The organism is Cryobacterium sp. M23 (assembly GCF_002929655.1).
GTDB lineage: Bacteria > Actinomycetota > Actinomycetes > Actinomycetales > Microbacteriaceae > Cryobacterium > Cryobacterium sandaracinum.
The window spans coordinates 1-11,245 of record NZ_PJJV01000035.1; the positions used below are offsets into that span (position 1 = coordinate 1).

At 70.1% G+C, this 11,245-nt stretch carries 12 protein-coding genes; 4 read left to right on the top strand and 8 right to left on the bottom strand.

Annotated features, from left to right (window positions below; translation table 11 throughout):
• Positions 1 to 98: 98 nt before the first annotated feature.
• Positions 99 to 1,103, bottom strand: a complete 1,005-nt coding sequence (locus CXY82_RS00760; protein ID WP_233193919.1) for an acyl-CoA thioesterase — start codon at positions 1,101 to 1,103, stop codon at positions 99 to 101.
• A 139-nt stretch (positions 1,104 to 1,242) separates the two neighbouring features.
• A complete protein-coding gene (locus tag CXY82_RS00765) occupies positions 1,243 to 1,725 on the bottom strand; it encodes a heme-degrading domain-containing protein (RefSeq protein ID WP_104169255.1) in 483 nt (160 codons plus the stop codon).
• 192 nt (positions 1,726 to 1,917) lie between these two features.
• Here CXY82_RS00765 and arsD point away from each other — a divergent pair, with 192 nt between their 5' ends.
• Positions 1,918 to 2,382 (top strand): arsenite efflux transporter metallochaperone ArsD, encoded by a 465-nt coding sequence (gene arsD / locus CXY82_RS00770; RefSeq protein WP_104169256.1) that lies wholly within the window; start codon positions 1,918 to 1,920, stop codon positions 2,380 to 2,382.
• 17 nt (positions 2,383 to 2,399) lie between these two features.
• On the top strand, positions 2,400 to 4,208 hold the full coding sequence (gene arsA / locus CXY82_RS00775) for an arsenical pump-driving ATPase (RefSeq protein ID WP_146069008.1): 1,809 nt from the start codon (positions 2,400 to 2,402) through the stop codon (positions 4,206 to 4,208).
• 271 nt (positions 4,209 to 4,479) lie between these two features.
• Here the strand turns inward: arsA and CXY82_RS00780 are convergent, their stop codons facing one another.
• The 3 genes from CXY82_RS00780 to CXY82_RS00790 all read right to left on the bottom strand — a co-directional run bounded on the left by CXY82_RS00780 (position 4,480) and on the right by CXY82_RS00790 (position 7,388).
• Positions 4,480 to 5,769, bottom strand: coding sequence for an MFS transporter (locus tag CXY82_RS00780; protein ID WP_104169258.1), 1,290 nt, complete (start codon positions 5,767 to 5,769; stop codon positions 4,480 to 4,482).
• A 52-nt stretch (positions 5,770 to 5,821) separates the two neighbouring features.
• Positions 5,822 to 6,475 carry a bifunctional 2-polyprenyl-6-hydroxyphenol methylase/3-demethylubiquinol 3-O-methyltransferase UbiG gene (locus tag CXY82_RS00785; protein WP_104169259.1) on the bottom strand — a complete coding sequence of 218 codons (654 nt, stop codon included), beginning with the start codon at positions 6,473 to 6,475 and terminating at the stop codon, positions 5,822 to 5,824.
• 76 nt (positions 6,476 to 6,551) lie between these two features.
• Positions 6,552 to 7,388 (bottom strand): LuxR C-terminal-related transcriptional regulator, encoded by an 837-nt coding sequence (locus CXY82_RS00790; protein WP_104169260.1) that lies wholly within the window; start codon positions 7,386 to 7,388, stop codon positions 6,552 to 6,554.
• Positions 7,389 to 7,488: 100 nt separating this feature from the next.
• Between CXY82_RS00790 and hxlB the strand changes: the two genes are divergently transcribed.
• Positions 7,489 to 8,157 (top strand): 6-phospho-3-hexuloisomerase, encoded by a 669-nt coding sequence (gene hxlB, locus CXY82_RS00795; RefSeq protein ID WP_104169261.1) that lies wholly within the window; start codon positions 7,489 to 7,491, stop codon positions 8,155 to 8,157.
• 66 nt (positions 8,158 to 8,223) lie between these two features.
• Positions 8,224 to 8,847: a 3-hexulose-6-phosphate synthase gene (hxlA, locus tag CXY82_RS00800; protein WP_104100578.1), complete on the top strand. Its 624-nt coding sequence runs from the start codon at positions 8,224 to 8,226 to the stop codon at positions 8,845 to 8,847.
• A gap of 109 nt (positions 8,848 to 8,956) precedes the next feature.
• Here hxlA and CXY82_RS00805 read toward each other — a convergent pair whose 3' ends face one another.
• From CXY82_RS00805 to CXY82_RS00815, 3 genes are all read right to left on the bottom strand, one after another.
• The gene (locus tag CXY82_RS00805) at positions 8,957 to 9,625 is read right to left on the bottom strand and encodes an HAD hydrolase-like protein (protein ID WP_104169262.1); all 669 of its coding nucleotides are present in this window, start codon (positions 9,623 to 9,625) and stop codon (positions 8,957 to 8,959) included.
• An 87-nt stretch (positions 9,626 to 9,712) separates the two neighbouring features.
• Positions 9,713 to 10,408 carry an endonuclease NucS gene (nucS, locus tag CXY82_RS00810; RefSeq protein WP_104169263.1) on the bottom strand — a complete coding sequence of 232 codons (696 nt, stop codon included), beginning with the start codon at positions 10,406 to 10,408 and terminating at the stop codon, positions 9,713 to 9,715.
• A gap of 152 nt (positions 10,409 to 10,560) precedes the next feature.
• On the bottom strand, positions 10,561 to 11,245 hold a 685-nt coding region (locus CXY82_RS00815), incomplete at its 5' end, for a sugar MFS transporter (protein ID WP_146069007.1).

The following is an 11,245-nucleotide window of genomic DNA, read 5'->3' on the forward strand; positions in this document are numbered from 1 at the left end:
AGCGGCGTGCGGCCGTTAAGGCGCTCCGAAACACCCACGGATAGAGCAGGGGAGCCAAAATCTCCGTCGAATTCGTTCGGGCCGTGAGGGCGCGCCGGTCACGGCAGGCGCAGGTGGTCAACGGGCATCATGACCAGCGGCGCGCGCAATTCCATCAGGTCCCGGGCGTGCTGGTCGAGCCGCTTGTCTTCCGGGGTGATCAGCGTCAGTGGCTCTACCGACTCGGCGTGCCCGTTCGCGCCGAGTGCGACGAAAATGCTCATGCACTGCGTCGTGAGGTGCAAATCGTGCGGCGTGCGTGGACTGCCCGAGCGCACCCGGATGCTGATGTGCATGCTGCGCTTGCCGGTGTGGATGAGCCGGGCATCCACTTCGACGATGTGCCCGATGTGGATCGGCCGGTAGAAGTGGATGCCGCCCGAGTAGACGGCCACGGCCGCGACGGAGCTCCAGGCCGCCGCCGTAGCGAAGGCGGCCTCGTCGATCCAGCGCATCACGGTACCGCCGTGGGCGTTGCCGCCCCAGTTCGCGTCGGCGGGGTCGGCCAAAAACCGGAACACCGTGCGTGGCGTGGTACTGTCATCGGTATATTCCTGTGAGCGCATAGCAGTCTGGATGCGCTTGCGCGGCTGGAGCCGGGCCGTCGCGTTCTCTTGCAGCTCCCGGTCGACGTCGGAGTGGGGCACCCACAAGGGAACTTCCTGCGGCTTCCCGGCATCGTCGACGGCGACGAAGACGAGGATGCAGTGGGTCGCCGGACTGTATTCCCGGGCGCGGACATCCGTGGTCTCGACCGTGACAAGCACGTGCATGCTCGTGCGTCCGGTGTGGATGATGCGGGCGTGCACCTCGACCAGGTTGCCGGGCTTTATCGGCCGGGTGAAGTGCACATTGCCGACGTAGGCGGTGACCGTGTCGGAGGCGCTCCAGCCCACCGCACAGGCGTAAGCGGCCTTGTCAATCCACTCGAGCACGCTGCCCGCGGCCACGGTCGCACCCGAAGCGGCGACGTCGGCGGGAACAGCCATGAACCGCAGGGTGATGCGGTCGTCGGGCATGCCCGCGTCGAATTGCGGGATCGAACGGACAGGTGCGGCGGTCACGGATACTCCAACGAAAGCAGGTCAGGGGCTTCGGTCCAGACTTTCACATCCGGGCAGGCTGCGGGACAGGGCTGCGGGACGGGGCCCGGGACGGGGCAGCCGGGGCAGGGGAGTCGGGTGCGGGCCAGACCGTTGCCGGTCAGCCGTGAATGCGGCGGTGTTCCTCGAGCGCCTCGACGACAAGGTCGTGGTCATCGCGCTGGGCCAGCCCGGAGACGCCGACGACGCCGATGAGAGAGCCCCGTACGCGCAGGGGGAAGGCGCCGCCGTGCGCGGCGTGTGTGTTCGGGTCGAGGTTCGAGTCGGTGCTGAAGTCGCGGGAGTTCGCTCGGAAGCGCATGCCCACGGCGTAGGAGGAGTTGGCGAAGCGCCGCACCACCCGGAACTTGTTCTCGAGCCAGGCGTCATTGTCGGCGCAGGCACCGGGCAGGGCGGCATGGAAGACGCGCTGGTCGCCGAACATGATCGACACCGCAATCGGATGCCGCCGGGCGTTGCCGAGTTCCACGAGCCGCGACCCGACGGCCCAGGCGTCGCCCACGTCGAAGGAGTCGAACTGAATGACACGTTCCTGCTCGAGAAGCAGCGGGAGAAGGTCTGCGGCGTCGTGCGCGTCGGTCATCGCATGCCTTTCGGGTTGAATGATGAACAGGGCAGAGGCGCCCGCAGTCAGTCTTCCACTCCCGCGCTCGCAACGGGAGCCGGTGCTAACGCAAACGGGTCGCCAAATATCGATAAGCGTCGATATACTGGGAGGACCGTCATCACGGACAAGTCGTCCCCTCTGGATGCCGGTCTAGGAGATGGGTCACCCATGGCGCACATCGAGATTTTCGAACCGGGACTGTGCTGCGGCACAGGCATCTGCGGAGTCGATGTCGACCAGGCGCTGGTCACCTTCTCCGCGGACCTCGATTTCACCCGCGCGAACGGCGGCGACATTGCCCGATTCAACCTGGCCCAGGAGCCCCTCGCCTTCGTGGAGAACGAGGTGGCCCGCCAGTTCCTGCACACCGTCGGCCAGGAGGGCCTGCCCGTCACGCTCGTAGGGGGAGCCACCGTGCTCACCGGCCGCTACCCGACCCGCGCCGAGCTCGCGAGCTGGACCGACGTGGCGGCTGTCGACACCGGCGCGGCCAGTCACCGTGCGGCCGTGCAGCCGGAGGGAACGGTGCGGCTGCTAGCCATGGCCGGGTCCGGTAGCGCCACGGCCACCGAGCTCACTGAAAATACCGCGGGCGCCGATGCCGGCTGCTGCGGCAACGGCTGCTGCTGCTAGGGCCGATCATGACGACCCTGCGCTTCCTCGACGACGCCCCACGTTTCCTCTTCTTCACCGGCAAGGGCGGGGTCGGCAAGACCTCCATCGCGTGCGCGAGCGCGGTGCGTCTGGCCGAGTCCGGGGCATCCGTGCTGCTGGTCAGCACCGATCCGGCCTCCAATGTGGGTCAGGTCTTCGGGGTGACCATCGGCAACACGGTCACGCCGATCGCGGCGGTGCCCGGCCTGTCGGCCCTCGAGATCGACCCCGAGCAGGCGGCCGCGCAGTACCGCGAACGCATCGTCGGCCCGGTGCGCGGCCTGCTGCCGCCCGCCGAGATGGCCTCGATCGAGGAGCAGCTCTCGGGTGCCTGCACCACCGAGATCGCCTCGTTCAACGAGTTCACCGACCTGCTGACGGATGCCGCGTGGACGGCCGCGTACGACCACATCCTCTTCGACACGGCCCCCACCGGGCACACCATCCGTCTGCTGCAGCTGCCCGGGTCGTGGACCGACTTCCTCACCGAGGGCACGGGCGACGCGTCCTGCCTCGGGCCGCTCTCCGGCCTCGAGAAGCAGAGTGCCGTCTACGCCGACGCCGTGGCCGCCCTCGCCGACCCTGCCCGCACCCGGCTGGTGCTCGTGGCGCGCGCCCAGGGCGGCGCCCTGCGGGAGGCCGCCCGCACCCAGGCAGAACTCGCTGCCATCGGCATGCAGCGTCAGCACCTGGTGGTCAACGGCATCCTGCCGGCCGGACCGGCAACGCTTTCTGATGCCGATGCGGGCACGCCCGCCGAGGCCGACCCGCTCTTCGACGCCATCCGGGTGCGCGAACAGCAGGCGCTCGCCGCGATGCCCGCGGGGCTGCGCACCGCGCCCACCGACTACGTGGGGCTGAAGAGCACCAACATGGTCGGCTTGGCCGCGCTCCGCAGCATGCTCGAGCCTGAAGTCGTCCCGACGCCGGGCACCGGAATCGCCACGGTCGCTCCGGGGGCCCCGCTCTCGGCTCTCGTCGACGAGATCGAGGCCGGCGGCCACGGCCTGGTGATGCTGATGGGCAAGGGCGGTGTGGGCAAGACCACGCTCGCGGCGGCGATCGCCGTCAGCCTCGCCGAACGCGGGCTGCCCGTGCACCTCACCACGACCGACCCGGCCGCACACCTCGACGACACCCTGGCCGGCGGGCTGGCGAACCTGACCGTGTCCCGGATCGACCCGGCCGTCGAAATCGCCAACTACACCGAGCGGGTCATGCGCACGAAGGGCGCTCACCTCGACGCGCAGGGCCAAGCCATGCTCCGCGAAGACCTGCGTTCGCCGTGCACGGAGGAGATCGCCGTGTTCCAGGCCTTCTCCCGCGTGAGCCGGGAGGCGAAGGGCACCTTCGTCGTGATGGATACCGCGCCCACGGGCCACACCCTGCTGCTGCTGGATGCGACCGGGTCGTACCACCGCGAGGTCACCCGGCAGCTGGGCGACGGCATCCGTCTGACGACGCCGATGATGCGGCTGCAGGACCCGGAGCAGACGAAGGTGATCCTGGTCACCCTCGCCGAGACCACGCCCGTGCTCGAGGCCGCGGAGCTGCAGGCCGACCTGGAGCGGGCCGGCATCACCCCGTGGGCGTGGATCGTGAACAACTCGATCGCCGCGGCGGCGCCGACCAACCCGCTGCTGCTCGCGCGGGCCCGGAACGAGCTCCCCGAGCTCGAGCACGTGCACGAGAAACGCGCCCCGCGGCTCGCGGTGGTGCCGCTGCTGGCGGAGGAGCCGGTGGGCATTCCGGCGCTGCTCGCGCTCGCCGCGGGGCGGCAGCCCGCGCCGGCATCCGTTCGCTAGCTGGCCGGTCGGCCAGCGAGGGGGTCGGCCAGCGTTCCAGCCCCTGCGTCTGTCGAGTCTGAGGCCCCGCAGCACCTCCGTCCCGAACGAATTCGACGGAGATTCTGGCCAAATCGGGTTCAAACGGTCGGAAAGAGCGCTCTCAGCACAAAGTCTCCGTCGAATTGGTTCGACACCGAGGGCGGGATGCCAGCTGTGCGGAAAGCGCCCACGCGGTGCGGTCGACTCGGACCTGCCGCAGTGAAATAACCAATCGTCAGGACTGACCCGGTTAACGCACGACCAGCGGGGCCGTGGTGCCGCGCACGGCAGACCAGACGACGATGACGCCCGCGAGCACCATGGTGACCAGCCCGAGCCCGGAGTAGCCGATCGCGCTCAGGATCAGGCCGGCCAGGGCTCCGCCGAGGGCACCGGCCCCGTTCATCGACAGGTCGGAAAAACCCTGCAGGGCGGCGCGGTCGTGCACGCCCACCGCCTCGGCGATCAGCGCCGAGCCGGCGACGACGGATGCCGACCAGCCCAGTCCGAGCAGGATCAGCCCCACCGTCATGGCAGTTTGTGACTCCCCGGCCAGCCAGAAGATCGCCAGCGAGACCAGCAACAGGCTCTGGCCGATGAGGATGACGGGTATCCGTCCCAGCCGGTCGGCCAGCCAACCGAAGACGGGCGAGAGCGCGTACATGCCGGCGACGTGGAAACTGATGGTCAGCCCCACCAGCGTCAGGGTGGCGCCGTGGTCGCGCAGGTGCACCGGGGCCATCGACATCAGGGCGACCATGGTGGCGTGGCTGCAGGCGATCACGACCACTGCGAAGCGGGCCTGCGGGTTGACGCGCACGATGGCCAGGCCGCCGCGCCGCGTGCCGCCGGCGGGGTCGACCTCGCGTGCGGCGAGGGCGGTGAGCAGCGGGTCGGGGCGGAGTCCGACCGTGTAGACGACGGCCGCGCCGACCGTGGCGATCAGGGAGAAGGCGAAGGCACCGGTCAGCGGGGGCAGGCCGATGGCCTTCCCCACGACCTCGCCGGGGCCGAACAGGTTCGGGCCGAGCACGGCGCCGATGGTCGTCGACCAGACCACGATGGACAGGTCGCGCGCCCGGAATTGTGTGCTCGCGAGGTCGGTGGCGGCGAAGCGGCCCTGCAGGTTCGTGGCCGATCCGGCGCCGAGGAGTATCAGGGCCAGCAGGAGCAGCGGGAAGATGTCGACCGCGACCGAGGTGATGGCGAGAACAGCGCCGGAGCCGGCGATGAGCGAGCCGGTCGCGAGGGAGCGGCGGCGCCCGCGGCGCTGGGCCAGGCGGGCCAGCGGTACGGCCACGAGGGCGGCGCCGAGGGTGCTCATGGTGGCGGCCATGCCCGACCAGGCGCTGGAGCCGGAGAGCTGCGCGGCCAGCAGGGCGCCGAGGGAGAGCGTCGCGCCCATGCCGATGCCGCCGAGGATCTGGCCCGCGACGAGCACCCGCACGACCGTGCGCTGCAGCGGCGTGTGGTCGGCGGGCGTGGGCACGGGGCGGGCGTCCGGGGTCACGGGCGCGGGCGCATCCGGATTGGTGGACATCGGGCTTCCTTGTGGCATGTGCGCTGGGGTTTCAGCATACCCCAGGGGGTAATTAGACTTTGACGACGAGCAGGGTGTCGAAGGCGAACGTGGCGGCGCCGCCGTCGCCGGGGGCCTCCGGGTCGGTGGCGAGGTCGCGGCGGATGGTCTCGCAGCGCACGACCCGGGAGGCACCCGGACTTGCGGGGTCGATGCAGGAACGCAGCAGCTCGGGCGAGTAGAGGATGGCCGGATCGCCTGGTCCGGGAGCCCCGGTCGCGAGGTTGGTCTGGTCGTGCCCGAGCGCGACCAGGTGCCCGCCGGGGGAGAGCCACCCGGCGGCGCGGGCCAGCACGGCGCGCAAGGCGGGCTCGGGCAGGTGCAGGTACATCACTGTGACCAGGTCGAAGCTTTCGCCTGCCGGATCCCAGGTTGTGGCGTCGCCGACCTGCCAGTCCACCGACACGCCTGCCTCGGCGGCGTGCGCTTCGGCCTGGCCGACGGCCTCGGCGGAGAAGTCGACCGCCGTGACCGTCCAGCCGTGGCCGGCCAGCCAGATCGCGTTGCGACCGTCGCCGGTGGCCAGGTCCAGCGCACGCCCCGGCGGGAACGGGCTCACGGTGTCCTGCACGATCTGTGCCGGCAGAGCCGACCACAGACGTCCGGCCTGGCCGGCCTGTGCCTCACGGGCGAGGCGGTAGCGGGTGTCCCATTCGGTGGCGTCCATGGCGTGTCCTCTCGGCGGGCATCCGTCGGTGTGAACGGATGCTGCGCGATGGCCAGTTTCGCACGGAAGCGGCGGCTCAGCGGGAGAGCGCTGCCAGCTCGGCCCGGGTGGAGGCACCCACCTTGCGCAGCAGGTTGGCGACGTGGAACTTGACCGTGTTTTCGCTGATCGAGAGCGTCTCGGCGATCGCCCGGTTGCGGGCGCCGGAGGCGACCAGCTCGAGCACGCCCTTCTCGCGCGGGCTCAGACCCCACGCGGCGGCCGCCGTGAGCGGTGCGAGCGGCACGTCGAGGGGGAGGGTGACGGTCATTTCGGACCCCCAGCCGGTCGTCGCCTCCAGCCGCAGCGTCCCGTTCAGTGCGGCCACCCGGCTCGTCAACCGGCTGACGCTCGGGCTGTCCGGGGTGAGGTCGCCGGAGCCGTCGTCGCGGATGTGGATCAAAAGGTTGCTGCCGTCGCAGTCCCAGTGCACGCGCACGCGGGCCACCCCGGCCTGCTCGACCAGAGCCAGGACCGCGCCGCGCACGATGGCCCGGGCGGCGTGGGCCACCTCGCCGGGCAGGGCCCGGCCGTTCACGGGCGGCTCGATGAACTGCACGTCGAGGTCGCCGAAGCGCACGAGCGGGCGCAGGTCGTCGCGCAGGCGTTCGAAGGCCCGAGCAACGGGCTCCTCGGTGAGGGACCGGTCGAGGTCGGAGACGGCGCGCAGCGCCACCATCGCCGTCGCGGCCAGGTCGATCGCGGTTTGCCGGGCCGAGGCGTCGCTCGTGTTCCGGGAGCGGAGCACGGCGAGCAGGGACTCGAGCGTGGTCGCCTGCGTGTCGGTCAGGTCGGCGACGACCCGGGCGCGCTCGGCGGCGGCCGAACGGGAGTCGAACGGCTCGATCGAGGGGGCTGGGCGCTGACTATTCACCTCAGCAGCCTACCGGGGGTGCGTTCAGCCATCCGTTCGGGTAGGTGCACCGCCCGTTCGGTGGGCCTCCTGCCCGCCCGAAAGAGTGGACCATAAGGGGATGCCTTCTTGCACCGACACCCCCGTGACACTGACCGTGACCGAATCGCTCGCCGCCATCGCGGCCGAGAACGCCGGGATCGTGCGCCAGCTCCTGACGACGGCGACCACGAACAGCACGAACAGCAGGAACAGCACGAACAGCAGGAACAGCAGGAACAGCACCGACGACACGGCCGGTCTCCCGACCCTCGACCAGGCCGCGGCCGCCCTGCGGGGAGCCCGGCGCGTGTTTGTGCTCGGCGCGGGCCGGTCCGGCCTGGCCCTGCGCATGACCGCGATGCGGCTGATGCACCTCGGGCTCGACGTGCACGTGGTCGGCGAGGTCACCACCCCGGCGATCGCGGCCGGCGACGTGTTGCTGGTAGCGAGCGGGTCCGGCGCGACGGCCGCCGTCGTGCGCGCGGCCGAGACCGCCGCGGCATCCGGTGCCCGGGTGATCGCGATCACCACCGCACCGGACTCCCCGCTGGCCGCGCTGGCCGCGGTGACCGTGGTCGTGCCGGCCGCCCAGAAGCAGGACCACGACGAACTCCGGTCGTTGCAGTACTCGGGCGCGCTCTTTGAACAGACCGTCGTCGTGCTTGGCGACGCGATCTTCCACAGCCTGTGGAAGGCATCCGGGGCCACGGCCGACGAGCTGTGGCCGCGCCACGCCAACCTCGAATAACGCTTTTCACTCACTCAGACCTATCAGACCTCACCAGACGTCACCAAAACCGGAAAGAAGACCATCATGAAGCTTCAAGTCGCCATGGACGTACTCACCACGGATGCGGCCCTCGAGCTGGCCGCGAAGGTTGCACCCTACGTGGACATCATCGAGCTCGGCACCCCGCTGATCAAGGCGGAGGGCCTGCGTGCCGTGACCGCCATCAAGGCCGCTCACCCCGACAAGACGGTCTTCGCCGACCTCAAAACGATGGATGCCGGTGAGCTCGAGGCCGACCTGGCGTTCACCGCCGGCGCCGACCTGGTGACCGTGCTCGGCACGGCCGGGGACAGTACCATCGTCGGGGCCGTCGCCGCGGCCACGAAGCATGGCAAAGGCGTCGTCGTCGACCTGATCGGCGTCGCCGACAAGGTGACGCGGGCCCGCGAAGTGACAAAGCTCGGCGCCGTCTTCGTCGAGATGCACGCCGGCCTTGACGAGCAGGCGGAGCCCGGCTTCTCGCTCTCGACTCTGCTCAACCAGGGTGAGACCGCCCGGGTTCCGTTCTCCTTGGCCGGCGGTGTGAGCGTCGCCACCATTGCCTCCGTGCAGCGTGCCGGGGCCCGGGTCGCCGTCGCCGGCGGCGCCATCTACGGCGCCGAGGACCCGGCCGCCGCGGCGGCCGCCCTGCGCGCCGCCATCATCTAGCCACCCCGGAGTCCGCGCCGGAGTTGGCGCGGGAGTCCGCGTGGATACGGAAAAAGCACCCTCGTTTCGAGACGGGGGTGCTTTCTCGTGGGGGCAGGGAGAGGGGGTGTCAGCCGAGTAGCATCTTGCCGAGCGTGTCAGCGGAGTAGACGGTCGCGGTCGCCTCGGCGGCCTCGGACGGGGAGCCGTAGCCCCACTCCACGAGGATGGCCGGCACGCCGTGGGCGGCCGCACCTTCCGCGTCGTAGCGGCGGTCACCGACCATGACGGGCTGGCTGAGGTCGGCACCGGCGGCGGCGAGGCGCTCGAGGGCCTCCGCCACGACGTCGGCCTTGGAACTGCGCGTCTCGGTGTCGGTGGAGCCCACGATGGCGGTGAAGTACTGTGCCAGGTCGAAGTGCTCGAGCACCGCGATCGCATTGTGCTGGGTTTTGCTGGTGGCCACGGCCATCGGGATCTTCGCCGCGTGGATGCGCTCGAGGAGCCCGGCGACGCCCGGGAAGATGGCGGTGTCCAGCAGGTGCTTGCCTTGGTCGTCGGCGCGGTAGACGGCGACAGCCTCGGCGGCCTCCTCCGGTGTCATGCCGGCGTACTCGCGGAAAGCGGCCAGCAGAGGCGGCCCCACGTAGGCGAGAAGTTCCGCGTCCGCGGGAACCGGGCGGCCCAGCACGGCGAAGGTGCGGGCGAGGGCATTGGTGATGGCCGGGGCGGAATCGGTGATCGTTCCGTCAAGGTCAAATATGATGGCACTCCACGTGCGGGTCAATGTCGAAATCACAGGCTAATACTAGGGGTCGGGAGTCGATCCATCGCATGAATTTAAAGAAAAATAGGAGTAATACGCTTTCGCGCGGGCCGCCAGCCCCTAAAAGAGTTTCGATTGTGTGTCGTCGAGTCCGCGCATGGCGTCGTAGTCGAGAACGAGGCAACGGATGCCCCGGTCCTCGGCCAGGGTGCGCGCCTGCGGCTTGATGATCTGTGCGGCGAAAACCCCGATCACCGGCGCAAGATGCGGGTCGCGGTTCATGAGTTCGAGGTAGCGCGTGAGCTGTTCGACCCCGTCGATGTCGCCGCGCCGCTTCAGCTCCACGGCGACGGATCCGCCCGTGGAGTCGCGCGCCAGGATGTCGACCGGGCCGATCGCCGTCATGTACTCCCGGCGCACCAGGATATGGCCGTCGCCGAGCAGGTGGATGTGCTCGGCCAGCAGCTTCTGCAGGTGGGCCTCGACGCCGTCCTTGATCAGCCCGGGGTCGATGCCGAGCTCGTGGGCGGAGTCGTGCAGCACCTCGTAGATGCTGACGATGAGCTGGTCGGCGGTCTTGGCGTGGGTGACCGTCCAGACGGCCGTGACGCCGGCCTCCGTCTGGTCGTCATCGGGCTCGGACAGCGCCAGGCTGCACGGCGGGCTCATCCAGTTGAGCGGCTTGTACGAGCCGCCGTCGGAGTGCACGAGCACGCTGCCGTCCGACTTGATCATGAGCAGGCGGGTGGCCAGCGGCAGATGCGCGCTGAGTCTCCCGGCGTAGTCGACGGAACATTTCGCAATCACAAGACGCACGGTTCGAGCCTAACCGCGCCGCGGCATACGTTCGCCCACCCTCGACGAACCTCCCGCGCCCCGGGTCCGAACCAATTCGACGGAGATTTTGCCGTTTCGGCTTGAAACAGCCCCACAACCGGCCTCTAGCGCCAAAATCTCCGTCGAATTCGTTAGGCGGCGGGGGCGTTGGTGCGCTCGCGCGCGGCGGGGGCGGCCAGGCCCGCCAGAACCATCAGTGCCAGGATCAGGAACAGGGCGTTCAGGATGCCCCAGGCCTCGCCGAGCAGGCCGAGCACGGGCGGGCCCACGAGGAACGCGAAATAGCCGATCATGGCGACGGCGCTCACTCGGGCGGCGGCGTTCTGCGTGTCGTCGGCGGCGGCCGACATGCCCACCGGGAAGCCGAGTGACGCGCCGAGACCCCAGAGCACCGTGCCGGTGTAGAGCAGCCCCTCGTTCGGCGCGAGGATGAACAACACCAGGCCCAGGATGCCCAGCGCGGCGCAGGCGCGCAGCACCGGTACCCGCCCGAACCGGTCCAGGATCGGCCCGCCGAACACGCGGCCGACGGTCATCGCCGTCACGAAGACGCCGAAGATGATGGCGCCCTCCGTGTTGCTCAGCCCGTGCCCGTCGACGGCGGCAAGGGCCAGCCAGTCGTTGGCCGAGCCCTCGGCGAAGGTCATGCCCAGCACGATCGTGCCGATCAGGAGGATCCTCGTGTCACCCCACGCGGACAGGCCGACACGCAGGCGCTCCCGCCACGGCGGCGCAGGGCGCGGCCCGGCCTCCGCCGTTCCCGGCGCGACGCCCGGCGCGACGCCCGGCGCGACGCCCGGCGCGACGCCCGGCGCG

What these genes read in the sequence shown, in the direction of transcription:
- CXY82_RS00765 (WP_104169255.1), bottom strand. Translation starts at nt 1,725, where the DNA reads ATGACCGACGCGCACGACGCCGCAGACCTTCTCCCGCTGCTTCTCGAG.
- arsD (WP_104169256.1), top strand. Translation starts at nt 1,918, where the DNA reads ATGGCGCACATCGAGATTTTCGAACCGGGACTGTGCTGCGGCACAGGC.
- CXY82_RS00780 (WP_104169258.1), bottom strand. Translation starts at nt 5,769, where the DNA reads ATGTCCACCAATCCGGATGCGCCCGCGCCCGTGACCCCGGACGCCCGC.
- CXY82_RS00785 (WP_104169259.1), bottom strand. Translation starts at nt 6,475, where the DNA reads ATGGACGCCACCGAATGGGACACCCGCTACCGCCTCGCCCGTGAGGCA.
- hxlB (WP_104169261.1), top strand. Translation starts at nt 7,489, where the DNA reads ATGCCTTCTTGCACCGACACCCCCGTGACACTGACCGTGACCGAATCG.
- hxlA (WP_104100578.1), top strand. Translation starts at nt 8,224, where the DNA reads ATGAAGCTTCAAGTCGCCATGGACGTACTCACCACGGATGCGGCCCTC.